The following is a 24,113-nucleotide window of genomic DNA, read 5'->3' as shown; positions in this document are numbered from 1 at the left end:
GTGCGCAGGGAGTTGCGCAGGGGTGGTCCGCCGGGCCCGGATCGGGGTCGCGGTCTCCGGGCCCGGCGGCGGGTGCGGGCGTACGCGGTCAGGGTGCGTACGCGGTCAGGTGGGCGAGCGGTCGCCCAGCGCGCGGCGGAGGAAGGCGAGGCCGTCGACGGCGATGGCGTCCTGGCTCGGTGCCAGGGCCCGCCACACCGACGCGGCCACCGCGATGGTCTCGTTGTGCGCGGTGAACGACTCGATGCACAGCGGGCCGCGGTAGCCGGCCTCGTCCAGCGCGCCAAGGAAACCCGGCCAGTCCAGGTGGTCCGCGCCGGGCGCGCCCCGGTCGTTGGCGCACACCTGGACGTGCGCGATCCGCCCCGCCGCGGCGCGCACGGCGCCGGGCAGGGAGCGCTCCTCGATGTTCTGGTGGTACGTGTCGAGGGCGACGCCGATCGTCTCGCCGGGCAGCCCGTCCAGCGCCGTCACGGTCTGCGCGACGGTGTTGAGCAGGCTGGTCTCGTACCGGTTGAGCGGCTCGACGGCGAGCAGCACCCCGGCCGCGGCGGCGTGTTCGACGACCGGCGCGATGTTGTCGCGCCACTCGGCGTACGCCGCCGCCCGCTCGTCCGCGTCCATCCGCCAGGTCCGGCCCACCGCCGCGTACATCGGCCCGGCGACGACCGGCGCGCCGGTCTCCCGCGCCGCGTCGACGCACCGGCGCAGGTAGTCCTGCGTCGAACGGACCGCCAGCGGCTCGGCGCGCACGAGCCCGCGCTCCGGCGGCAGCACGGCCACCACCGCGGCCGGCGCCAGGCCGCTGTCGTCCAGCAGCTTCGCCACGGCGGCCGGCTGCCAGTCGCCGGGCTGCTCCAGCGGCAGCTCCGCGCAGTCGAAGCCCCAGCCCGCCAGCCGCGGCAGCACCGCCGCCAGCGCGCGTTCGGTGACCGGCGAGTGCCAGATCCACGGGTTGGCGCCGAGCTGCCGTCGTCCGGCCACCCTCACTCACCGCCCCAGTCTTCGGGGTAGCCGGGCAGGTCCTCGCAGCCGCAGGCGCCGTAGTGCAGCGGGGGCATGCCCTCCTTGTAGTACTCGTCGAAGTTCTCCTCGGTGACGACCGGCTGCGGCAGCGTCCACTCCTTGGGGACCTCCTCGCCGTTCAGGATCTTCAGCGCGGCGATCACGGGCGTACGCCACTGGAACGTCGGGTACGCGGGCGCGATGGCGGTGAGGTCCTTGTCCTGCCACGCGGTGAGGAAGTCCTGCTGGTCCTCGCCGGTGATCGGCGGGATGTCCTCGCCGGCGTCCTCGAACGCCTCGACGGCGGCGACGGAGGTGGCGCCGGAGTCCATCCACACGCCGTCGATCTGGCCGTGGCGAGCGATGGCGTCGGAGACGATCGACTTGGTCTTCGACGGGTCGCCGTCGGTGAACTTCACCTCGACGACGTCGAGTCCGGCCTTCTCGAACGCGATCTCGGCGGCCGACCAGCGGGTCTCCAGCACGTCCACGCCGGGCGAGATGCGCAGCGCGACGATCTTGCCGCCCTTGTCCACCTCCTCGGTCAGGAAGTCCGCGGCGGCGGCCCCGTAGGCGTAGCCGCCGATGGGGCTGATGAACGTCACGGCGCAGTCGGTCTCCACGCCGCGGTCGAAGACGATGACCGGGATCTTGCCGCACGCCTCCTCGACCGCGGGGGTGAGGGTCGCCGTGGTGTTCGGCGAGACGATCAGCGCGTCGCAGTCCCCGCCGGACAGCTCCTGGATGTCGGAGATCTGCTTGTCGTCCTTGCCCTGCGCGTCCAGGATCTTGAAGTCCGCGATCTCGTCGTGCAGCGCGACCTCGGCCTTCATCGTCTTCAGGCCGACCTGCCGCCAGGGGTTGAAGACCCCGGCGTTGGAGAAGCACAGCTGCCGCGCCTTGTCCTTCATCGCGTACTCGGAGGTGTCGACCATCCCGGCCGACTGCGGGTCGAGCATCTGCTCCCACGGCTTGTCCGCCGGCCCCTCGGGGGTCGCCTCCATGAGCTTCAGCTGCCGGTCGTAGTCCGCCTGGTCGAAGAACTCCGACGTGCCCTCGGCGTCCCCGGCCTCCTCGGAGGCGGCGGGGTCGTCGGCCAGGTCCTCCTTCGGCGCGTCCGACGAACAGGAGGCGAGCAGTGCGGCGGCCAGCAGGGCGGCGGCCGGGGCCGCCAGTCGGCGGCTGCCGCCGCCTGGGCGGGTCGTGCGGCGCGTACGGCTCATGAGGAGGACTTCCCTTCCGAGGGTTGTGGACGGCGGCGCAGGCGGGCCAGCCCCGAGGAGCCCGTCGCTCCCAGGCCGACGGCCGCGATGACGATGAACCCCTGCACCGTGGACTCCAGCGCGCCCGAGACACCCTGGAGGTTGAGCAGCGTGAAGAGGGCCTGGAGCGAGAACGCGCCGGCCATGGCGGCGACGACCGAGCCGCGGCCGCCGCCGAGGATGACCCCGCCGAGGACGACGGCGGTGATCGCCTCGAACTCCAGCCCCCGCCCGGCCTGCGCCGAGACCCCGGAGAAGCCGGCGACGAGCACGGCGGCGAGCGCCGCGGCGGCACCGGAGAGCACGAACGCCAGGGTGCGCACGCGCGGTACGCGCACGCCCGCCAGGGCGGCGGCGCGGTCGTTGTCGCCGGTGGCCAGGAGCGTACGGCCGAAGTCGGAGCGCATCAGCCACACCGCGAGCGCGCCGACCGCCAGGCAGGCGAGGACCGCCCACGGCAGCCAGTCGCCGGCGTCGCCGCGGCCGAACTCGCGGAAGGACTGCGGCAGCACGCCCTGCGGGGAGCCGCCGGTCCAGTAGAAGACGGCGCCTTCGAGGATCAGCATCATGCCGAGGGTGGTGATGAACGACGGCACCAGCAGCACGGTGGAGATGAGCCCGTTGACCAGGCCGACGATCGCGCCGGCCAGCAGCAGCCCGGCGGTGACCAGGAGCCAGGGGGCGTCCGGGTACGAGCCGTAGAACTCGGCCGCGGCGACGACACCGGCGGTGACCACCGCGCCGACGGAGAGGTCGAAGCCGCCGGAGACGATGACCATGTACTGGCCGGCGGCGAGGATCACCAGCGGCGCGGCGCGTTTGACGAAGGCGAGGAAGGAGTCGGGCTCGTAGAAGCCGGGGTCGGTGACCGCCAGCGCGGCGAGGATGACGGCGAGGAGGACGTAGACGGGGGCGCCGGTGCCGAGTGCGGCGACCAGTCGCCGCTCCGGCCGGAGGGGGTGGTCGGGGGTGGCTGTCGTCATGCGGGCAACTCCTTACCGGACGCGTCCCGCGTCTCCCGCCCGGCTTCGCCGGCGGAATCGGCGCCGTCAGGGCCGCCGGGCGGCTCCTTCACCGGGCCGCCCGGCTCCGCCGGCGGCTTCGCCCGTTTCCCCGGTCCGCCTCCGCCCGGCCTGCCCCGCCGTCCGGCAGCCCGCGCCCAGCGCGGCCTCGCGTAGAGCGCGACGGCGGCGATGATGACGACGCCGCGGACGACGTTCTTGAAGAAGGGGTCGACCGACAGCTGGTTGAAGATGCTGTCCAGTACGGAGAGCAGCAGCACCCCGCCGAGCGTCCCCGCCACCCCGCCGCGCCCGCCGGCCAGCGCGGTGCCGCCGAGCACGACGGCGGCGATGGAGTCCAGGTCGTAGCGCGCCTCGGTGCCCGCCCAGGGGGCGCCCGCGCCGAGCCGGGAGGCGAGGAAGAGGGCGGCGGCGCCGACGCACAGGGAGCACAGCACGTGCGCGTAGATCACGGTGCGGCGGGTGCGTACGCCGGACAGGCGGGCGGCGTGCTCGTCGCCGCCGGTGGCGTACATGTGGTGGCCGAGGCGGGTGCGTTTGGTGATCAGCCACAGCACGGCGGCCACGCCGATCAGCAGGAAGACGGAGATCGGGACGAAGCCGACGCGGTCGTAGCCGAGGCGCTGGAAGGACGCGGGGACGTCGCCGGCCGGGCCGGTGTAGTTGTCCTCGATGTAGCCGCGGAGGATGAACGACATCCCGAGGGTGGCGATGAAGGCGTTGACCTTCAGCCCGGTGACGATGAGGCCGTTGGCCAGCCCGACGGCGGCGGAGAGCGCGAGCACGGCGATCACCGCCGTGACGACGCTGCCGTCCTCCATCGTCTCGGCGGCCACCAGCGTGCCGAGGCTGATGAGGTACGCGACCGACAGGTCGAGCGAGCCGGTGAGGATCACCGCGGACTGGCCGACCGCGACCAGGCCGAGGGCGACGGAGTTCTGCAGGATGCCGGTCGCGTTGGCCTGGGTCATGAACTGGCCGCCGTCGAGGGTGACCACGATCCAGCCGATGAGGGTGACCGCGGCGGCGGCGAGCCACACGCCGACCACGGGGTCGTTCAGCCGCAGCCGGCCGGTCGCCGGCAGCCGGCGCGCGCGGCGCGCGGGCGGGGCGGGGACGGGGGCGTCGGTGCGCACGGCGGTCATGCGGCGCTCCCCTCGGGAGCGGTGCCCGCGGGGTCCGCGGCGTCCCGGGTGGCCAGCCGCATGATGTCCTCCTCGCCCGCCCCGGCGGGCAGTTCGCCGGCGAGCCGGCCGTCGGCCATGACGAGGATGCGGTCGCTCATGCCGATCAGCTCCGGGAGTTCGGAGGAGACGATCAGCACCGCCATGCCGTCGCGGGCGAGTTCGCGGACGAGGGTGTGGATGGCGGACTTGGCGCCGACGTCGACGCCGCGGGTCGGCTCGTCGAAGAGCAGCACACGGGGTCTCGCGGCGAGCCACTTGGCGATGACGACCTTCTGCTGGTTGCCGCCGGAGAGGTACTGGACCTCCTGGTCGTGGCCGCGGGAGCGGAGGTTGACGCGCTCCAGCAGCCCGGGGACCTCGCCCGGCCGCGCCCCGCCGCCGTGGACGGCGCGGGTGACGAGGAGGGCGTTGTCGCGTACGGACTGGCGCAGGGCCAGGCCCTCGCCCTTGCGGTCCTCCGTCACCAGCGCCACACCCCCGCGGATCGCCTGCCGCGGGCTGCCGGGGCGCAGCGCCCGCCCGGCCACCGTCATCCGGCCGCGGGTGAAGGGCGCGGCGCCGAAGAGGGCGCGTACCAGGGACGTACGGCCCGAGCCCTGGAGCCCGGCGATGCCGGTGACCTCCCCGGCGCGCAGGGTCAGGTCGATGCCGGCCAGGCGTTCGTTGCCGGCGCCGGCGAGGGTCAGCAGCGGCTCGCCGATCTCCTCGGGGCAGGCGCGCGGCGGGTAGTAGGAGCCGAGTTCGCGGCCGACCATGGCGCGTACGACGTCGTCGGGGGTGGTCTCGGCGGTGGTGAGGGTGGTGACCCTGCGGCCGTCCTTGAGGACGGTGATGCGCCGGGAGAGGTCGAAGACCTCGCGGAGGCGGTGGCTGATGTAGAGGATGCCGATGCCGCGGGCGGCGAGGCGGCGGATGAGCGCGTAGAGGAGTTCCACCTCGTGATCGGCCAGCGGCGCGGTCGGTTCGTCCATGACGAGCACCCGGACGTCGGAGGCGGCCAGCGCCTTGACGATCTCCACCGTCTGCTGGCGGGCCACCGACAGGTCCTTGACCAGGGTGTGAGGGGCGATTCCGGTCTCGTCCAGCTCGGCGAGGAGCTCGGCGGTGCGCCGCTCCATGGCGCGGCGGTCGACGAGGCCGCGGCGTACCGGCTCGCGGCCGAGGAACACGTTCTCCGCGACCGTGCGGTGCGGCAGCAGCGCGAACTCCTGATGGATCAGACCGATCCCGGCGGCCTGGGCCTGCACGGGGTGGGTGAAGGCGTGCACGGTGCCGTCGAGCGTGATGGTGCCCTCGTCGGGGGCGTACTCCCCGGCCAGCACCTTCATCAGCGTCGACTTGCCCGCGCCGTTCTCCCCCACCAGGGCGTGCACCTCCCCCGGATCGAGGTCGAGCGACACCCCGTGCAGCACCCGCACCCCGAGAAAGCTCTTGGACACGTCCTGCATCGTCAGCATGAAAGGCAATGTCCCGAGGGTTCTTTGGACTGTCAAGAGCCTAAGCAAGGGGTTTCTATGTTTAATTGGCGACGACTTCGGCCGGATGTCGAACAAAGAAGGGCTTGTTGGTGCACCTGGCGGTGTCTAAGGTGGGCGCTGTGACAGCACCTTCTTCGCCGATGCCGCCACCGCCGCCGCCATCGGCCACCGGTACGCCGCCCCCCAGCCCGCCCGCGGGCCAGTCCCCCGGCGAAGTGCTCGCGCTGATCAGCTCCGGCGCCGCCGCCACCCGCGCCGAGATAGCCCGGCTGACGGGACTCGCCCGCTCCACGGTCTCCCAGCGCGTCGACGCGCTGATCGCGCACGGTTTCGTCGACGAGGACGCGGAAGCCGGCTCCACCGGCGGCCGCCCCCCGCGCCGCCTGTCACTGCGCACCCGCGAACACGCCGTCGCCGGCGTCGACCTGGGCGCCTCGCACTGCCGCGTGGCGCTGATGGACATCGGCGGCACGCTCCTCGCGGTCCGCGAGGACCCGCTGACGATCGCGGACGGCCCGGCGGCGGTTCTCGGCCACGTGGAGCACACGCTGCACGCGCTGCTGGAGGAGGCCGGGCGGGACCCGAAGACGCTCCGCTCGATCGGCGCGGGCGTGCCGGGCCCGGTCGAGTTCTCCACCGGCCGCCCGGTGGACCCGCCGATCATGCCGGGGTGGCACCAGTTCCCCATCCCGGAGTTCTTCGACGAGCGCTTCGGCGTCCGCGCGCTGGTGGACAACGACGTGAACGTCATGGCCCTCGCCGAACAGCGCCAGGCCTTCCCCGACACGTCGTACCTGCTCTACCTGAAGGTCGGCACCGGCATCGGCTGCGGCATCGTCGCCGACGGCCGGCTGCACCGCGGCGCGCAGGGCTCGGCCGGCGACATCGGCCACATCCGGGTGGGCGAGCGCGAGGACCTGTGCCGCTGCGGCAACTCCGGCTGCCTGGAGGCGATCGCGGGCGGCGCGGCACTGGCGGTGCGGCTGCGGGAGCTGGGCCTGGAGGCGTCGGCGGGCCTCGACGTCGTCCGGCTGGTGAAGGAGGGCAACCGCGAGGCGGTCCGCATGGTCCGCGAGGCGGGCCGCGCGGTGGGCGAGGTGCTGGCGGGGCTGGTGAACTTCTTCAACCCGGAGACGGTGGTGGTCGGCGGCGCGCTGGCGGCGGTGCACGACCAGCTGCTCGCGGGGGTGCGGGAGGCGGTCTACCGGCGGTCGCACCCGCTGGCGACGCACGTGCTGCGGATCGAGCCGACCCGGACGGGGAAGAACGCGGCGGCGATCGGGGCGGGGATCCTGGCCATCGAGCACGCGCTGTCCCCGAGCCAGGTGGACAGGGCGCTGGCGGCGGCAGCGGGGTAGCCCGGCCGGGGAACGCGCCGTTGGGCACGGCGACCCCGGTGGTGCGTCCCGGTGGTGTACGTGCGCGTGCCCGACACCCCCGCCGCGTCGCGCCCGGGCGCGGGCCGTACGCTCGCCGTACGGCATCAACCGCAGAGGCGTCACGGGGGCGAGGCCGGTGAAGATCGTGCTGCCGGGAGGGACCGGCCAGGTCGGGGGCGTGCTGCGGCGGGCGCTGACCGCCGCGGGACACGAGGTCGTGGTCCTCACCAGACGGCCGGCGCGCGCCGGCGACGTCACGTGGGACGGCCGGACGCTCGGCCCCTGGGCGGCGGAGGCCGTCGACGGCAGCGACGTCGTGATCAACCTCGCCGGCCGCAGCGTCAGCTGCCGCTACACCGACACCAACCTGCGCGCCATGATGGACTCGCGCGTGGACTCCGCCCGCGTCGTGGGCGAGGCGATCGCCGCCGCCCGGACCCCGCCCGCCGTCTGGCTCCAGATGAGTACCGCCACCCTCTACGCCCACCGCTTCGACGCGCCGAACGACGAGGCCACCGGCACCGTCGGCGGAGCCGAGCCCGGCGTCCCCGGCTACTGGGCGTACAGCGTCGAGATCGCCCGGAACTGGGAGCGCGAGCAGGAGAAGGCCGCGACCCCGCGGACCCGCAAGGTGGCCCTGCGGTCGGCGATGGTGATGAGCCCCGACCGCGGCGGCGTCTTCGACTACCTGCTGTGGCTGACGCGCCTGGGCCTCGGCGGACCGGTCGCCGGCGGCGCCCAGTACGTGTCCTGGATCCACGACCGCGACTTCGTCCGCGCCGTGGAGTTCCTGATCACCCGGGACGACCTCACCGGGGCGGTCAACCTCGCGGCCCCCGGCCCGCTGCCGCAGCGGGAGTTCATGCGCGCCCTGCGCCGCGCCTGGGGCATGCCCGTCGGCCTGCCCGCGACCCGGTGGATGGCCGAGGTCGGCGCGTTCGTCCTCCGCTCCGACACGGAACTGCTCCTGAAGAGCCGCCGCGTGGTCCCCGGGCGGCTCGGCGACGCCGGGTTCGCCTTCGACCACGGCGCCTGGCCGCAGGCCGCCGCCGACCTCGTACGGCGCACCCGCCACGCCCGCTCCCGCACCCGCCGGACGCCGACCCGCCCCTGACCGGGCCCGTGCTCCAGGGCGTATCTCCTCCCCCGGTGGGAGTGCGGTCGTCGACCGTGCCCCCCGGCCGACAGCACGGGGTTCGCTACGGGAACGGCCTCGTGTCTCCCCGGGCCGCCCGCGCTGAGCCGCCGCCCCGGGCCGGGGAACGGAGCGGCTCACCGAGCGCCGCGGGTGGTGGACGACGGCCCCCGTCCCCGTCATGCTCCGTGCATCAGCCGACCTTCCGAGGAGCAGCATGAGCCAGCTCAGGTGTCACATCTCGATCTCCCTCGACGGCTACGTCGCCGGGCCGGACCAGAGCGAGGAGAGCCCTCTCGGCGTCGGCGGCGAGGGGCTCCACGAGTGGGTGGTGCCGCTCGCCGCCTGGCGCCGGATGCACGGCATGGAGGGCGGTGAGGTCACCGCGAGCACGGCGGTCTTCGAGGAGTCGATCGCGAACATCGGCGCCGCCGTCATGGGCCGCGGCATGTTCGGGCCCGTGGGCCGCGGCCCCTGGTCCGACGAGGAGCCGTGGTACGGCTGGTGGGGTGACGAGCCGCCGTACCACTACCCCGTCTTCGTCGTCACCCACCACCCCCGCGAGTCCGTCGAGATGGCCGGCGGGACCACCTTCCACTTCGTCACCGAGGGCGTCCAGTCCGCGCTCGACCGGGCGAAGCAGGCCGCGGACGGCAAGGACGTGATGCTGTACGGCGGCGGCCGGATCGTGCGGGAGTACCTGGCCGCCGGGCTGCTCGACGTGCTCGAACTGCACGTCGTGCCCGTGCTGCTCGGCGGCGGCTCCCGGCCCCTCGACGGGCTCGGGGGTACGGGCGTACGGCTGGAGCAGGTCCGGGCGGTGGCGGGGAACGGGGTGGCCCATCTCAAGTACCGGGTGCACTCCGGGGGGTGAGGGGCCGGTCCGCCCCGCGCGCCCGGCGGCGGGGCCGTCGCGGGGTGCGCGGCCGGGTCGTACCGCGCGGTCAGACGCCGATCGCCACCCCGTCCTGCCTCGGGTCCGCGCCGCCCAGCAGGCAGCCGCGTGCCGCGTCCACCGACACCACCATCGCGCTCCCGCCCCCGCCCCACGGCCCCGCGTCCGCCACCGCGTGCCCCCGCTCCCGCAGCCCCGCGAGCACCGCGGCGCCCAGCCGCGACTCGCACCGCAGCTCCTCCGGCTGCCCGACGACGTCCGCGTCGCTGCCCGGGTGGACGGTGAACCGCGGCGCCTCCACCGCCGCCTGCGGGTCGAGGCCGTGGTCGACCAGGTGCGAGACGAGCTGCGTGTTCCACTGCACCTGGCCGTCGCCGCCCGGGGTGTTGCCGACGTGCTCCAGCCGGCCCGCCGCGTCCGTGACCAGCCAGGCGTTGAGCGTGTGCAGCGGGCGGCGGCGCGGGCGGACCTCGTTGGGGTGGCCGGGTACGAGGTACGCGCCGCGGCCCAGGCGGTTGTTGAGGAGCACGCCGGTGCCGGGGACGGTGGTCTTCGAGCCGAACGCGAACGCGAGCGAGTGGATGTAGCTGACCGCGCGGCCCTCGGCGTCCACCGCGACCATCGACGTCGTGTCGCCGTCCGCCCGCCCCGCCGCCCCCGCGGGCGCCGCGCCGCGCGCGACGCGCTCGCGCGCGGCGGCGACCGCGGCCGGTGTCAGCGTCTCCCGCCACACCCCGGTGTCGCTCGCGCAGCGCCCGACCCGGTCGGCGAACGACAGCCGGGCGGCCGACGCCAGCAGGTGCACGGCGTCGGCGCCGAGCGGGGGGAGGCCGCCCAGCGTGCCGTCGGATATCGCGAGTTGCTGAAGGACCATCCAGCCGGGGGTGGGCGGCGGGGTCTGGTGGACGGTACGGCCGCCGTAGGCGGCGCTGATCGCGGGCTCCGGGGACACGTCGCCGGTCAGCGCCCACTCCTCGCCGCTGAACGGCGCGCCCGCGGCGCGCAGCGCGGCCACGGCCCGCTCCGCGAACGCGCCGGTGTAGAAGGCCGCGGGGTCGTCGGCGAGGGTACGGATCGTCGCCGCCAGGTCCGGCTGCGCGAGGCGGTGGCCGACGGCGGGCGGGCGGCCGCCGGGCAGCAGGTTCCGCAGCGCGTCGGGGTCGGCGGCGAGGAGCCGGGCCTCCTCCGCGATGTCGCGGCGGGTCTTCGCCGTGCACGGCAGGCCCTCCTCGGCGGCGCGGACGGCGGGGGCCCAGAGGTCGGCGAGCGCGCGGGTGGCGCCGGCGGCGTGCAGGGCGGCCAGCGCGGCGGGCGCGCCGGGTACGGCGACGGAGAGCGGCCCGGTCAGCGGGACGGCGGTGTGGCCGCGGTCGGCGTAGAAGCCGGGGTCGCCGCCGTCCGGCCCGTAGCCGCTGCCGCACACCGTCCACACCCGGCCGTCCGGCTCCCGTACGACGGCGAAGGCGTCGCCGCCGACGCCGCACTGCCCGGGCAGCGCGAGCCACGACGTCGCGGCCATCGCCAGCGCCGCGTCCACGGCGTTGCCGCCGTCGCGCAGCACGGCGGCACCGGCGAAGGTGACGGCGGGGTGCGCGCTCGCGGCCATGCCGCCGGCGGCGAGCACGGGGGCGCGCGGCGGGCGCTGCTGTTCGGCGGGTGCCGGGGGGCGGGTCTCGTACGTCTCGGCCATGGGGCGAGTATCCGTCCGGCCGGGCGGGAGATCCATGCCCGGTCCGGCCCCGGGTCCCGTGGCCGGGCCCGGCGGGTCACCCCGTCCGCGCGTCCCGGCCCTGAAGGAAGCGGCTCACGTAGCGGCGCTGCCACGGGGTCTCCACCGCGCGCCGGTTGTAGTGCTCCCGTACGTACGACACCGCCCGCCCCGCCGGCACCCCGTCCAGCACCGCGAGGCACGCCAGCGCCGTCCCCGTACGCCCCACTCCGCCGCCGCAGGCGACCTCGACCCGCTCCGACCCGGCCCGCTCCCACGCCTCGCGCAGCGCCGCCTCCGCGGCCGGGCGGTCGGCGGGCAGCCGGAAGTCGGGCCACCGGACCCACCGGCTCTCCCACGCCACCGCCGGCGGCGTCCGGCCGAGCAGGTACAGCCCCAGCTCCGGGTCCGGGCCGGCGGCCTCCGGCGCGGGGCGGCGCAGGCCGCGCCCGCGCACGTACCGCCCGGAGGGCAGCCGCAGCACCCCGGGGGCGGTGGGCTGCCAGGTCTCCCGCGACTCGCTCATACCGGTGAGCGTAGCCGCGGGAACCCGGGGCGCACCGGCTACTCCCTGACCTCGATCCGCGCCGGCGCGGGCGGCGCCAGCGGAGCCTCGGGCGAGCTGGCGTTCTGGAGGTACGAGACGAGGGCCGCGGTGTCCGTCATGCCGCCGCTCTGCCGGTCCGTACCTTCCTTGAAGGCCGTGAACCCGTCACCGCCCTCGGCGAGGAACTCGTTGACGGTGACCCGGTACTCCCGGTCGGCCACCACCGGCTCGCCCGCGACCCGCACGCTCGACGCGTCGAGCCGGGCCCCGCCGCTGAGCCGCAGATCGACCGCGTACGACAGCGCCGCCGAGGGCTGCATGAACCGCGCCCGGTCCTCGTTGGCGCCGGAGAACCCCTGCCGCAGCACCTCGACGAGCCGGTCTCCGGTCAGCGTCATGGTCACGAGCCCGGTCTCGAACGGCGAGACGCGGAACGCCTCCGCGTACGTCACCACGCCGTCGCCCTCGTCGCCGGACGACGCGTACGTGAGGTCGGCGCGGATGCCGCCCGGCTGGATCATGGCGATCTCCGCGCCGTTGCCGCGGGTGGCCTCGACCTGCCCGTCCGCCATCACGCCACCGAGCGGGCGTTCGGGCGCGGTCGAGCCGCGGCCGGGCAGGTCGTCGGTGATGTAGCCGACCGGCTTGTTCTCCAGCTCGGCGGAGCGCTCGCGCCAGGTGGCGACGAGCTTCGCCATCGCCGGGTCCTGCGGGGCGGCGGTGGAGACGGGGTGGTTGGCGGCCTCGACCGTGCTGCGGAGCACGTCGCCCGTGCCGGGGTCGAGGGCGAAGCGCAGGTCGGTGTACGTGCGGCCGAAGGACGCGGCCTGGGTGACGACGCGCGGGTCGCCGGCGGGGTCGGGGACGGTGCACACGTACGGCTCGTGGGAGTGGCCGCTGACGATCACGTCGACGTCCGGCGAGAAGGACTCGGCGAGCGCACGGATCGGCTGGCCGAGCTTCGCACCCGGGCCGCCGTCGTCGCAGTCCTCGTTGTACGGGACGCTGCCGCCGTGGGCGCCGCCCTCGTGGATGACGACGGTCTGCGCCGCGACGCCCATCCCGGTCAGCTCGCGCGAGTAGCGGTCGACGGTCTCCACCTCGTCGTGGAACTCCACGTCGCGGATGCGGGCGGCGGAGATCGCGTCGGGGGCATGCTGGGTGATCAGCCCGATGAAGCCGATGCGCTCCCCGCCGGGCAGCGTCTTGATCCAGTACGGCGGCAGCAGCGGCTCGGCGCTGCCCTTGCGGGTGACGTTGGCGGCGAGGTAGGGGAAGTCGGCGCCGTCGTACGGCTCGCCGGGCACGGCGCAGCCGTCGGCGGGGTGGCAGCCGCCGTGGGCGATGCGGAGGAGTTCGTCGGGGCCCTCATCGAACTCGTGGTTGCCGACGGAGGCGACGTCGAGGCCGAGTTCCTCCAGGGCGTCGACGGTGGGCTCGTCGTGGAAGTTGGCGGAGAGCAGCGGGCTGCCGCCGATGAGGTCGCCGGCGCCGACGGTGAGGGTGTTCGGCTGCCCCTCGCGGGCGTCCTTGAGGAGCGTGGCGAGCCCGGCGACGCCGCCGGCCTGGGAGCGGACGACCTCGCCGGACCCGGTGACCCGGGAGACGGCGCCGGCGGGGCCGTCGACGGGGTCGAGGTTGCCGTGCAGGTCGTTGAGCGCGAGGAGCTGGACGGGGACGGGGCCCGGCTGCGCGGCGGCGGGCTGCTGCGGGGCCGCAGTGGCGCCGGTCCAGGAGAGCAGGGAGAGCCCGAAGAGCGCGGCGGCGCCGGCGGCGAGGGAGCGCCGGCGGCGGGCCGCCGACCGGTGTTTCAAGATCAACATGGCGCTCACCGTAGGGCTGCGCGGGGCGCCGGGTGGGGCGGTGGGCGGTGTGCCACCCGGGGGAGCGGGGAGCTTCACCCGTTGGGAGGGCGGGTGTTTCGGGGGCGGGGCGCGGCGGCGCGCGCGGGACGTGCGCTCGGGGCGCCCGGGGCGTACGTACGCGTCCGGGCGGGCCGCCGTCCGGGGGCCGGGGCGGGGGCGGACAACGGCGCGGGGCCCGGCACGGGAACGAGACCCGGCACGGAAGCTCGGGGCCCGGCACGGCAACCGGGCCGGGTGATCCCCGGGCCCGGTCTCCACCCCGGGGCAGGGGGCCCGGGGCGATGACCCGCTCCCCCGGGGCCCGGGCCCGGGCCAGGGGCGGGGTCGGGGGCGGGGGGTGCGGTCACTCCGCCGCGTCCGGGAGGTCCCGTTCCGGCACCGCCAGCGTCACCCCCCGCAGCCGCTCCGCGTCCGCGATCACGTCGATCTCCGTGATCAGCCCGTCCGCCTCCGTGAAGCTCAGCACCAGCCGCAGCCGCCCCAGCGGCGCCATGACCAGCCCCATCCGGCCGTCGACCAGCGCGGGCCCGGTGAACCGCGCCCGCCCGGCCGCGGCCATGGCGCCCTTCGCCACCGCCGTCGCGCCGCGGACCTCGACCGGTTCCGGCGTCGGCACCGCCGCGCGGTCGGACCGCAGGACGACGTCGGGGTGGAGGAGGGAGACCAGCGCCTCGAAGTCCCCGCCGCGCGTCGCGGCGAGGAAGGCGTCCACGACGCGCCGCTTGCGCGCCGCGTCCCGCCCCGGCGCGGCGCCGGACCCGCCGCCCGCCGGGGCGCCGCCCCGGACGCGGCGGCGGGCGCGGCTGGCGAGCTGGCGGGCGGCGGCCGGGGTGCGCTCCACCAGGGGCGCGATCTCGTCGAAGGGCACGGCGAACATGTCGTGCAGCACGAACGCCAGCCGCTCCGCCGGCGCCAGCGTGTCCAGTACGACGAGCAGCGCCACCCCGACGGAGTCGGCGAGGAGCGCCTCCTCCTCCGGATCCCGGGCGCCGGGACCCGGGCCGCCCGGGCTGTCTCCGGGTCCGCCCCCGTCCCCGTACGGCGACATGCGCACCTCCAGCGGCTCCTCCCGCCGGTGCGCGCGGGACCGCAGCATGTTCAGGCAGATCCGCGACACCACCGTGACGAGCCACGCCGTCAGGTCTTCGATCGCGTCGGCGTCGGAGCGGCTGAGCCGCAGCCAGGTCTCCTGCACGGCGTCGTCGGCCTCGGCGGCCGAGCCCAGCATCCGGTACGCGACCGCCCGCAGCCGGCTCCGCTCGGCCTCGAAACGCGCCGCCAGCAGGTCGTCCGGCCGCTCCGCCGGCAACTCGTGCCCGTCCATCCGTCACATCCCTCACTCGCCGGGGGTCCTCGCAGTACACCCCATCCGACCTGCGAGTGCTGAACACCCTGGAGTGATCATGTCATCAGTCGTTCTGCTCACCGGCGGCACCGGGACGCTCGGGCGCCTCGTCGCACCGCGGCTGCGGTCCGCGGGCGCCGAGCTGCGCGTCCTCAGCCGGCACGCCCACGACCCCGCCGAGGGCGCCGAGGGCGTCGAGTACGTCACCGGAGACCTCGGCACCGGCGAGGGCACCGCCGAGGCGGTCGCCGGTGCGGACATCATCGTCCACTGCGCGGGCACCGCCAAGGGCGACGACGTGAAGGCCCGGCACCTCGTCGACGCCGCCACCGCCGCCGGGCGCCCGCACCTCGTCTTCATCTCCGTCGTCGGCGCCGACCGCACCCCCGTCGTCAGCCGCCTCGACCGCGCCATGTTCGGGTACGTCGCCGCCAAGCGCGCCGCCGAACGCGTCGTCGAGGAGTCCGGGCTGCCCTGGACGACGCTGCGCGCCACCCAGTTCCACGAGCTGACGCTGACGACGGCCCGGGCCATGGCCCGCATGCCGGTGCTCCCGGCGCCGGCCGGCTTCCGCATCCAGCCGATCGCCGCCGCGGAGGTCGCCGAACGGCTCGCGGAGCTGGCGCTGGCCGGGCCCGCGGGACTCGTGGCGGAGATGGGCGGCCCGCGCACGTACGAGATGAGGGACCTGCTGCGCGGCTACCTCCGGGCCACCGGCCGCCGCCGCCCGATCCTGCCGACGCGGCTGCCGGGCCGGGCCGCGGCGGCGTTCCGCGCCGGCGCCAACCTGGCCCCGGAGCACGCGGTGGGGCGCCTTACGTGGGAGGACTTCCTCGCGGAGCGGACGGCGGAGCAGACGGCGAAGCCCTGACCGGCCCCGGCCCGCCACCCCCTCCCTGGAGAGCCGGGATCAAGTGCTGCTACTGTGCGCCCACTTGGCCCCCTCCTGCCCTTCTGTCCCCATCGGAGGTTCGCAGTGACCGAACAGAACCCCGCTGAGAACCCCGCGCTCCGCCGGGTGGACACCACCATCCCCAACGCCGCCCGCATGTACGACTACTACCTCGGCGGCAAGGACAACTACCAGGTGGACCGGGAGGCGGCCGAGAAGATCATGGCCCTGGGCCCGAGCCGGGACATCTGCGTCGCCAACCGGCGCTTCCTGGGCCGGGCCGTACGGCACGCGGCGCAGCAGGGGATCCGGCAGTTCCTCGACCTCGGCACGGGACTGCCGACCCAGGAGAACGTGCACGAGGTCGCCAAGCGGTACGACCCCGGGGCGCGGGTCGTCTACGTCGACTACGACCCGGTGGTGCGCGCGCACGCGGAGGCGCTGCGGATGCTGGACGACACCATCACCGTCGTCCAGCAGGACATCCGCGCGCCCGAGCGGATCCTGGCGCACCCGGACGTGCGGCAGCTGATCGACTTATCGCAGCCGGTGGCGGTGCTGTGCATCGCCGTACTGCACTGCCTGACCGACGACGAGGACCCGTGGGGTGTCGTACGCACCCTCACCGCGCCCCTGGCGCCGGGCAGCATGCTCGCGGTCTCGCACCTCACCGACGACGCCCACCCCGAGGTGGGGGCGGCGGCGAGGGAAGTGTACGACGACGCCACCGCGCCGCTGATCCACCGCTCGCACGCCGGGGTCGCGCGGTTCTTCGAGGGGTTCGAGGTGCTGGACCCCGGGGTGACCCGGGTCAACGAGTGGCGGCCGGACGGAGACCTGGACCGCAGGCGTCCGGGCGGAGAGTGGTTCTACGTGGGAATGGGGCGGAAAGCGTGATCAGGAAGTCGGCTGCGGCCGCGGCGCTGCTGTTATCACTGCTGGCGGCGGGATGCGCGGACGAGGACGACGGGGGCGACGACGGGAAGAAGGGCGGCGGGGGCCAGAAGACCCCCGAGGGGGTCGCGTTCTTCGGCTTCACCAAGGCCAACTCCTTCACCGTCGCCACCTTCGACGGGGTCAAGGAGCAGGCGGAGAAGGAGGGCACGGAGGCGGAGTTCTTCGACGCTGAGTTCGACGCGCAGACCCAGGTGAAGCAGATGCAGGACGCGATCACGTCGCAGCGCTTCGACGTCTTCGTCGTCCAGGCCGTCGACGGCGCCTCGGTCGTCCCGGCGGTGCGCAGCGCGATCCGCGAGGACATCTCGGTGGTGGTCCAGTTCACGCCGGTCGGCACGGCGTACGACACCCCCGAGCCGCAGGTCGACGGGGCGATCTCGCTCGTGGACGTACCGGTGGAGAACGGGCGCCGGCTCGGCGAGCTGGGCACGGGCGCGTGCGAGGCCCGGGGCGGGTCCGGGGGCGCGGAGCCGTGCCAGGTGGCGTACCTGGAAGGGCTGAAGGCGCTGCCGCTGGACAACGCGCGCACCGAGGCCGTCGTGGAGACGCTGAAGTCCGGGTCCGGGATCGAGGTCGTCGCGCGCGTCGAGGGCGGCTACACCCGCGAGTCGGGGCGTACGGCGATGCAGGACGTGCTCCAGGCGCACCCCGGCGTGGACGTCGTCATCGGCTCCTCGCAGGCGGTGCTGGGCGCGGAGAAGGCGGCGGACGGCAAGGACATCACGTACGTCGGCAACGGCGCCTCGCGGCAGGCGGTGTCGGCGGTGAAGGAGGGCCGCTGGTACGGCATTCCGTACCTGCCGGTGACCACGTCCGGCGCGAAGGCCGTGGAGCTGGGCATGGCGCACGCGCGGGGCGAGGACGTGCCCGCGGCGACGGACATGGCGTCGCTCGCCGCCGAGAAGGAGGGCGTGTACACGAAGAAGGAGATCACGTCGCTCGGCATCACCGGCGAGTACGACGAGTGACGGAGCGATGGACGTCGCCCTCGACCGCATCGGCAAGAGCTACGGCGGTACGCCCGTCCTGCGCGAGGTGTCGCTGAGCCTGCCCGCGGGGCGGGTGCACGGGCTGGTGGGCGAGAACGGGGCCGGCAAGAGCACGCTGGCCCGGGTGCTGTGCGGGGCGGCGCGGGCGGACCGGGGGCGGGTCCTGATCGACGGGCGGGAGGCCCGGATCCGGACGCCGCGGGACGCGCTGGGCGCGGGGATCGTGCTGGTCACGCAGGAGGGGGCGGTGGTGCCCGGGCTGAGTGTGCTGGACAACGTGCTGCTCGGCACGGGGTCGGGGACACGGGCCGGGCGGACCGGTCGGTTCGGGCGGGCCGGTCGGGCCGGGCGGTTCGGGCTGCGGGACGGGGCGGCGGAGCGGCGGCGGTACGGCGAGCTGGTGGCGCGGGCCGGGTGGACGGCCGAGCCGTACGGCGACGGGGGAGATCCGCACGGGGCCGCCGAGGAGGCGGCTGCCGGGGAGACCGGCGCCGGGGAAGCCGCCGGTGTCCCCGCCGCCGGGGAAACCGCCGGGGAGACCGGCGGCCCGTACGCCGCCGACGCCCCGGATCCGTACGCGCGCGTGGGCGACCTGCCCTTCCCGGCCCGCCAGCGGGTCGAGTTCCTCCGCGCCCTCGCGCACGGCGCCCGCCTCGTCGTCCTCGACGAGCCGACCGCCGCGCTCGCCGAGGCCGACGCCGCCCGGCTGCTCGCGACCGTACGGCGGCTGGCGGCGGACTCGGGCATCTCCTTCGTCCTCATCTCGCACCGCCTCGACGAAGTGCTCGCCACCTGCGACACGGTGACCGTGCTGCGCGACGGGCGGCACGTGACGACGGTGCCCGCGGCGGGGACGACGCCCGGCGACCTGTTGCGCGACATGGTGGGGATGCCGGTCGCGACGCTGTACCCCGAGCCCGCGCCGGTGCGGGCGGACGCGCCGGTGGTGCTCGCCGTGCGGGGGCTGTCGCGGGGCAGGACGGTGCGGGACGTCAGCCTTCAGGTGCGGGCCGGCGAGATCGTCGGGCTGGCGGGGCTGGCGGGCAGCGGCCGTACGGAGACGCTGCGTGCGGTGTTCGGCGCGGACCGCCGCGACGGCGGCGAGGTGACCGTGGCGGGCCGCCGGGTCACCGGCGTGACCGGCGCGATGGCGCTGGGCGCGGGCCTGATCCCGGCGTCGCGCGCGGACCAGGGGCTCGTCCTCGTCCGGTCCACCGCCGAGAACCTGGCGCTGGCCAGCCTGGCGGACCGGCGCCGGCTGGGCTTCGTACGACGGTCCGCGGAGCGGCACACGACCCGGGAGGCCGCCGACCGCCTCGACATCCGCGGCGCCGGGCTGGACCGGCCGGCGTGGACGCTGTCCGGGGGCAACCAGCAGAAGTCGCTGTTCGGGAAGTGGCTGATACGCCGCCCGCGGCTGCTGCTGGCGGACGAGCCGACGCGCGGCGTGGACGTGGCGGCGCGCAGCCAGATCCACCGGCTGCTGGCGGAGTCGGCGGCGGAGGGGGTGGCGGTGCTCGTCGCGTCGTCGGACGTGGACGAGGTGCTGGGGCTGGCGCACCGGGTGCTGGTGATGCGGGAGGGGCGGGTGGCGGGGGAGTTCGCGCGGGGGACGGCGGGGGTGCGGGACGTACTGGCGCTGGCGGGGCTGCGGTGAAAGCTGCGCTCAAGGGCGGGTGGCCGCGACCCGGCCCCGGCACCCGCAGCGGGCTGGAGATCCGCGACTACGGCATCGCGGCCGCGCCGCTGCTGCTGGCCGTGGCGCTCTCGCTCTCCACGGACACGTTCCTGACCTCGGGGAACCTCGTCAACGTGGTCGACCAGGCGGTGGTGATCGGGCTGCTGGCCTGCGGGCTGACGCTCTGCATCACCTGCGGGATGTTCGACCTGTCGGTGAGCGCCGTCCTGGCGGTCAGCGCGATCGCCGCCGTGGAGATCACGCGGGCGGCGGGCCCGGGGGCGGGCTACGCGGCGGCGGTGGCGACGGGGGCGCTGATGGGCACGGCGACGGGGCTGGTCACCGTGCTGTCGCGGGTGCACTCGTTCATCGCCACGCTGGCGCTGAGCATCGTCTACCGCGGCCTGGCGGTGATCCTCACCGGCGGCGCGATCGTCTACCCCCACGCCGACCAGCTCGACTCCTTCGCGGAGCTGAGCAGCCCCACGGTCCTCGCCGACCTGACGGCCCCGTCGCTGCTGCTGCTCGCGGTGGCGGCGGTCTTCTGGGTCCTCCAGTCCCGCACGACGCTGGGCCGCAGCATCTACGCGATCGGCGGCAACCCGGAGGCGGCCCGCCTCTCGGGGATCCGGACGGACGTCGTACGGGTGGTGACCTTCGCGCTGAGCGGCACCTGCGCGGGGCTGGCGGGCCTGGTGATGGCGACCCGCAGCGGCTCGGCGCAGGCCAACATGGGGACGCTCCTGGAACTCACCGCGATCGCGGCGGTGATCATCGGCGGCACGAGCATCCTGGGCGGCGAGGGCGCGATCTGGCGGACGCTGATGGGGGTGCTGCTGCTGGGTCTGATCTCGAACGGGTTCAACCTGCTGGGGTGGGACCCGACGTACAAGCAGGCGATCGAGGGCCTGCTGATCCTCGGCGCGGTGACCCTGGACCAGTTCCTCCGCCGCTCCCGACGCTGAGCCGCCGGCGCGGTGGCCCTGGACCCGTTCCTCCAGCCGCTCCCGCCGCTGCGGCACCCCGGCCGCCATATCCCCCGGCCACACGTCCCCCGCACTCCCGCCCAAGGCTACGCGCCCCCTCCGACAACGCCGCCCCGTCCGCCCGTACGCACGAACGACCTGCCCGCGGCCGCGCTTATCACAGCGCTGTTATATTAGCGCTGTGACATCTACCGACCCCACCAAGCTCCCCGACCCCTGGCAGGAGCTGCACGCCCTCCTCGCCTCCCTCGACGCCGAGATCGAGCAGGTCTACGCCGACCGCGGCATCAAGGGCGTACGACCCCGCTTCGCGTACCCGCTCATCCGCCTCGCCCACACCGGACCGCTGACCATCCGCGAACTCGCCGACTCCCTGCACCGCTCGCACTCCGCCGTCAGCCAGACCGTCGCCGCGATGCGCAAGGAGGACCTGGTCACCTCCGAGCCGGGGCCCGACGCCCGCACCCGGCGGATCGACCTGACCGAGCGCGGCCGGGCGCTCGTGCCGTTCCTGGAGGCGGAGTGGCGCGCCACCCACGCGACGGTCGCCGAGCTGGACGCCCAGCTGCCGTACGCGATGACGGCGGTGGTGCGGGACGTACGGGAGGCGCTGGCACACCGTTCGATGCGCGAACGCATCGAGGGCCACCTCGTCGAGCCACCCCGGTGAAGCGGCGGATCCGCTTCCTCGACACCCGCCCGCTGCACAGCAGTCCGCCGTTCCGCGCGCTGTGGATCGGCACGTCCGCCTCCCAACTCGGCGCCCAGATAACGGGCGTGGCCGTCCTCGCCCAGGTCTGGGACCTCACCGGCAGCCCGGTCGGCACCGGTGCCATCGGACTGGCCACCGGCCTGCCGATGATCGTGTTCGGCCTGCTCGGCGGCACCCTGGCCGACACCGTGGACCGCCGCGCGCTCGTACGGGCCACCACCGCGGGCCAGTTGCTCGCGGCCGGCGCGCTGTGCGCCCAGGCGCTCATGGACAACCGGAACGTACTCCTCCTGCTCGCCCTGGTCGCCCTCAGCACCGCCTGCGCCGCCCTCGGCGCCCCCGCCCGGCGCACCTTCCCCGTCCGCCTGCTGCCGCCCGACCAGGTCGCGGCGGGCCTCGCGCTGAGCAACGTCTCCTTCCAGGCCGCCATGCTCGCCGGGCCCGCGGCGGCCGGGCTGATCATCGCCCGCTGGGGCTTCCCCGCCGCGTACGCCACCCAGGCTGCGACCGTCGCCATCGCGGTGCTCGCGGTCTTCCGCCTGCCGCCGATGCCCCCCGAAGGCGTACGGCCGAAGGGCGGCAGCGGCGGCAGCGGTGTGAGCAGCAGCGGCGGCGGCAGGCGCCGGGCGGAACGCGGCGGCTGGCGCATCGTCCTGCGCCGCCGGACGCTCTGGGGCTCGCTGGCCACCGACCTGGCCGCCACCCTCCTCGCGATGCCGATCGCCCTCTTCCCCCTGGTCAACGAGGCCCGCTTCGACGGCGACCCGCAGACCCTCGGCCTGTTCCTCTCGGCCGTCGCCGTCGGCGGCATCACCGCCGGCCTGCTCTCCGGCACGGTCACCCGCTGGCGCCGCGGCGGCCTGGTCCAGCTCACCGCGGCCGCCCTCTGGGGCCTGGCCCTCGCCTGCTTCGGCCTGGCCGGCCCTCTCTGGCTGGCCCTCGCCTGCCTGGCCGTCGCCGGGGCGGCCGACACCGTCTCGGTCGTCACGCGCAGCGCCCTGGTGCAGCTCGAAACCCCGGACGCCTACCGGGGCCGGGTCTCGTCGGTGGAGCACGTCATCGGCGTGGCTGGCCCCGAACTCGGCAACTTCCGCGGCGGCCTCGTCGCCTCTGCCACCTCGGCCACCGTCTCCCTGGTCACCGGCGGCCTGGCCGCCGTAGCGGCGATAGCCGCCGTAGCCGCCACCAACGCCCCCCTCCGCGCCTACCGCACACCCCCACCGTCGGGACCCTGAACGTGGCCACGCCCCGCAGTCCGGAGGCGCCTGGCTTCGCACCGCGGAGCGACGGCTGCGCGGTGCGCACGTGCCGGGGTCGGCCGGGTCGGCGGGTGGCCCGGTGCCGGGGTGGTTGGGGCGGTGCCGGGTGGGTGGGCGAACGTGGGGGGGCGCGGTGACGGGGTGGCTGCGTCGGGGGTGGCCGAGGGGCGGTGGGTGGTCCGGGGCCGGGGGTGGGGGCGGCGTCGGGGTGGGTGGTCGTGCGGGTGGGGGCGCGGCGACGGGAGTTTGGAGCATTTGTCCCCCCGGGACCTACGGCCCGGTTCTCCACGAGTGCCGGGCGTCGGGGTGCGGCCGGCGATGTGACGGAGCTGGCGGCGATGGGCCCTCGTATCCCGCCCGCACCGCCGGGCGCCGGGGTGCTTACTGCCCGGCGGCACCGCGCCCGCCCTGCGACTCGCCGCTTGACCGGTCACAACTTGCGGTAACCCCCTCGGCGAACCAGGGCAAATCGCCCACCGGAGCCGAGTTTCGCCCGGTGACGTGCACGCGCGGCACGCGGCGGTGACGAACCCGCGGTAACCGACCCCCAAAACCCGACCAAATCACCCATGAAGGCCGAGTTTCGCCCACCGGCGGGCACTTGACCGCGCCGAGGCACGTGCGGTGCCCGAGTCGCGGTGCGGGCGGGCGCCGCCGGGCCGGGAACCGCCCCCCGGCAGCGGTACGGACGCGATACGAGGGCCCATCGCCGCCAGCTCCGCCCCTATCGCCGGCCAAGCCCACCGCCCGGCACTCCTGAAAAGCCGGGCGGCGGGGCCCGGGGGGACAAATGCTCCAAACCCCCGTCGCCGCGGCCCCTGACGCACGGCCGCCCACCCCGACACCGCCCCCACCCCGACACCGGGTCACCCACCGCCCCCCGACCGGGCGTTACGGCTTGCGGCCGACCGCGGCGAACTCGTCGACCTCGGCGACGGCACCGACGGTCGCCGGGTCGGGCCGCCACCTCGACAGCGGCACCAGCCCGGGCTCCAGCAGCTCCATCCCGTCAAAAAAGCTCGTGATCATCTCCAGGGAACGGAGGACCATCGGCGTCGAGCCGCCCTCGTTCCACACCCGGACCGCCTCGTCCGCGCGTTCGCCGTGAATGACGTTCGTGGAGTGGGTCAGGGCCAGATGGCTGCCCGAGGGCAGGGCGTCGCGCAGCCGCTTCACGAGGGCGCTCGCCTCGTCGTCACCGGGGATGAAGAGCAGCACGCCGAGCATGGTGACGGCGACGGGCCTGGTGAAGTCCAGCGTCCTCGCCGCTTCGGAGAGGATACGGTCCGGGTCGCGCAGGTCGGCGTCGATGTAGTCGGTGGCGCCCTCCGGGGAGCTGGTGAGCAGGGCGCGGGCGTGGGCGAGGACGAGCGGGTCGTTGTCGACGTAGACGATCCGCGACTCGGGCGCGACCCGCTGGGCGACCTCGTGGGTGTTGTTCGCGGTGGGCAGCCCGGTGCCGATGTCCAGGAACTGCCGGACACCGGCCTCGCCCGCCAGGTGGCGTACGACCCGGCCGAGGAAGGCCCGCTGCTGGCGCGCCAGCTCCGCTATCTCCGGGTAGACCTCGATGGTCGCGTCGCCGACCTGCCGATCGGCCTCGTAGTTGTCCTTGCCGCCGAGCCAGTAGTTCCAGATGCGGGCCGGGTGCGAGACCGTCGCGTCGATCGGCGAGGAGGCGTCCTCGTCGGTGTTCGGGTCTTCCGCCACAGGAGCCGTCCTCGGGTGGGCGTCGGGTGTCAACGGGCAAACTATCCGGCACGGTTGCCGCGCGGAGGTCCGCGTACGGCGACGGGCGGGCGGTTTCGGCCA

The 24,113-nt window shown here is 75.2% G+C and carries 19 protein-coding genes and 1 pseudogene; 10 read left to right on the top strand and 10 right to left on the bottom strand.

Going from position 1 to position 24,113, the window contains the following annotated elements:
* Positions 1-105 precede the first annotated feature (105 nt).
* The 5 genes and pseudogenes from ACHZ99_RS29340 to ACHZ99_RS29320 form a co-directional block, all read right to left on the bottom strand.
* Positions 106-984, bottom strand: a complete 879-nt coding sequence (locus ACHZ99_RS29340; RefSeq protein WP_420307832.1) for a sugar phosphate isomerase/epimerase family protein — start codon at positions 982-984, stop codon at positions 106-108.
* A gap of 2 nt (positions 985-986) precedes the next feature.
* Complete coding sequence (locus ACHZ99_RS29335) at positions 987-2,228, bottom strand: substrate-binding domain-containing protein (protein ID WP_420307831.1); 1,242 nt, start codon at positions 2,226-2,228, stop codon at positions 987-989.
* Positions 2,225-3,250: an ABC transporter permease gene (locus ACHZ99_RS29330; RefSeq protein ID WP_420307830.1), complete on the bottom strand. Its 1,026-nt coding sequence runs from the start codon at positions 3,248-3,250 to the stop codon at positions 2,225-2,227. Before ACHZ99_RS29330 ends, ACHZ99_RS29335 begins: the two co-directional genes overlap by 4 nt.
* Before the next feature lie 164 nt (positions 3,251-3,414).
* Positions 3,415-4,434, bottom strand: a pseudogene (locus tag ACHZ99_RS29325) (ABC transporter permease); the annotation flags it as partial.
* A complete protein-coding gene (locus ACHZ99_RS29320) occupies positions 4,431-5,933 on the bottom strand; it encodes a sugar ABC transporter ATP-binding protein (RefSeq protein WP_420307829.1) in 1,503 nt (500 codons plus the stop codon). The pseudogene ACHZ99_RS29325 and the gene ACHZ99_RS29320, both read right to left, overlap by 4 nt.
* Before the next feature lie 161 nt (positions 5,934-6,094).
* On the opposite strand from ACHZ99_RS29320, the gene ACHZ99_RS29315 reads away from it, so the two are divergent.
* The 3 genes from ACHZ99_RS29315 (at position 6,095) to ACHZ99_RS29305 (ending at position 9,342) form a co-directional block, all read left to right on the top strand.
* Positions 6,095-7,312, top strand: coding sequence for an ROK family protein (locus tag ACHZ99_RS29315; RefSeq protein WP_420308027.1), 1,218 nt, complete (start codon positions 6,095-6,097; stop codon positions 7,310-7,312).
* Positions 7,313-7,469: 157 nt separating this feature from the next.
* The gene (locus ACHZ99_RS29310) at positions 7,470-8,447 is read left to right on the top strand and encodes an epimerase (protein WP_420307828.1); all 978 of its coding nucleotides are present in this window, start codon (positions 7,470-7,472) and stop codon (positions 8,445-8,447) included.
* Positions 8,448-8,685: 238 nt separating this feature from the next.
* The gene (locus ACHZ99_RS29305; protein WP_420307827.1) at positions 8,686-9,342 is read left to right on the top strand and encodes a dihydrofolate reductase family protein; all 657 of its coding nucleotides are present in this window, start codon (positions 8,686-8,688) and stop codon (positions 9,340-9,342) included.
* 70 nt (positions 9,343-9,412) lie between these two features.
* Here ACHZ99_RS29305 and ACHZ99_RS29300 read toward each other — a convergent pair whose 3' ends face one another.
* From ACHZ99_RS29300 to ACHZ99_RS29285, 4 genes are all read right to left on the bottom strand, one after another.
* The gene (locus tag ACHZ99_RS29300; RefSeq protein WP_420307826.1) at positions 9,413-11,053 is read right to left on the bottom strand and encodes a gamma-glutamyltransferase; all 1,641 of its coding nucleotides are present in this window, start codon (positions 11,051-11,053) and stop codon (positions 9,413-9,415) included.
* A gap of 76 nt (positions 11,054-11,129) precedes the next feature.
* On the bottom strand, positions 11,130-11,597 hold the full coding sequence (locus ACHZ99_RS29295) for a protein-tyrosine phosphatase family protein (RefSeq protein WP_420307825.1): 468 nt from the start codon (positions 11,595-11,597) through the stop codon (positions 11,130-11,132).
* Positions 11,598-11,635: 38 nt separating this feature from the next.
* Positions 11,636-13,441 (bottom strand): bifunctional metallophosphatase/5'-nucleotidase, encoded by a 1,806-nt coding sequence (locus ACHZ99_RS29290; protein WP_420307824.1) that lies wholly within the window; start codon positions 13,439-13,441, stop codon positions 11,636-11,638.
* Positions 13,442-13,826: 385 nt separating this feature from the next.
* Complete coding sequence (locus ACHZ99_RS29285; protein WP_420307823.1) at positions 13,827-14,807, bottom strand: sigma-70 family RNA polymerase sigma factor; 981 nt, start codon at positions 14,805-14,807, stop codon at positions 13,827-13,829.
* Positions 14,808-14,886: 79 nt separating this feature from the next.
* Here ACHZ99_RS29285 and ACHZ99_RS29280 point away from each other — a divergent pair, with 79 nt between their 5' ends.
* The 7 genes from ACHZ99_RS29280 to ACHZ99_RS29250 all read left to right on the top strand — a co-directional run bounded on the left by ACHZ99_RS29280 (position 14,887) and on the right by ACHZ99_RS29250 (position 22,277).
* Positions 14,887-15,699, top strand: a complete 813-nt coding sequence (locus ACHZ99_RS29280; protein WP_420307822.1) for an SDR family oxidoreductase — start codon at positions 14,887-14,889, stop codon at positions 15,697-15,699.
* A 105-nt stretch (positions 15,700-15,804) separates the two neighbouring features.
* Positions 15,805-16,617, top strand: a complete 813-nt coding sequence (locus tag ACHZ99_RS29275) for an SAM-dependent methyltransferase (RefSeq protein ID WP_420307821.1) — start codon at positions 15,805-15,807, stop codon at positions 16,615-16,617.
* Positions 16,614-17,645: a sugar ABC transporter substrate-binding protein gene (locus tag ACHZ99_RS29270; RefSeq protein ID WP_420307820.1), complete on the top strand. Its 1,032-nt coding sequence runs from the start codon at positions 16,614-16,616 to the stop codon at positions 17,643-17,645. Before ACHZ99_RS29275 ends, ACHZ99_RS29270 begins: the two co-directional genes overlap by 4 nt.
* Positions 17,646-17,652: 7 nt before the next feature.
* The gene (locus ACHZ99_RS29265) at positions 17,653-19,323 is read left to right on the top strand and encodes a sugar ABC transporter ATP-binding protein (protein WP_420307819.1); all 1,671 of its coding nucleotides are present in this window, start codon (positions 17,653-17,655) and stop codon (positions 19,321-19,323) included.
* A complete protein-coding gene (locus ACHZ99_RS29260; protein WP_420307818.1) occupies positions 19,320-20,309 on the top strand; it encodes an ABC transporter permease in 990 nt (329 codons plus the stop codon). Before ACHZ99_RS29265 ends, ACHZ99_RS29260 begins: the two co-directional genes overlap by 4 nt.
* 202 nt (positions 20,310-20,511) lie before the next feature.
* Complete coding sequence (locus ACHZ99_RS29255; RefSeq protein ID WP_420307817.1) at positions 20,512-21,000, top strand: MarR family winged helix-turn-helix transcriptional regulator; 489 nt, start codon at positions 20,512-20,514, stop codon at positions 20,998-21,000.
* Positions 20,997-22,277: an MFS transporter gene (locus tag ACHZ99_RS29250; protein WP_420307816.1), complete on the top strand. Its 1,281-nt coding sequence runs from the start codon at positions 20,997-20,999 to the stop codon at positions 22,275-22,277. The genes ACHZ99_RS29255 and ACHZ99_RS29250 overlap by 4 nt, the downstream gene beginning before the upstream one ends.
* Before the next feature lie 915 nt (positions 22,278-23,192).
* Here ACHZ99_RS29250 and ACHZ99_RS29245 read toward each other — a convergent pair.
* Entirely contained in the window at positions 23,193-24,011 is an 819-nt protein-coding gene (locus tag ACHZ99_RS29245; RefSeq protein ID WP_420307815.1) for an SAM-dependent methyltransferase, read from the bottom strand.
* Between the last annotated feature and the right edge of the window lie 102 nt (positions 24,012-24,113).

Source organism: Streptomyces sp. MAR4 CNX-425 (assembly GCF_048656465.1).
Classification (GTDB): Bacteria; Actinomycetota; Actinomycetes; order Streptomycetales; family Streptomycetaceae; genus Streptomyces.
The sequence above is the reverse complement of the archived record's forward strand: the minus strand, read 5'-3'. Positions and strand labels throughout refer to the sequence as shown.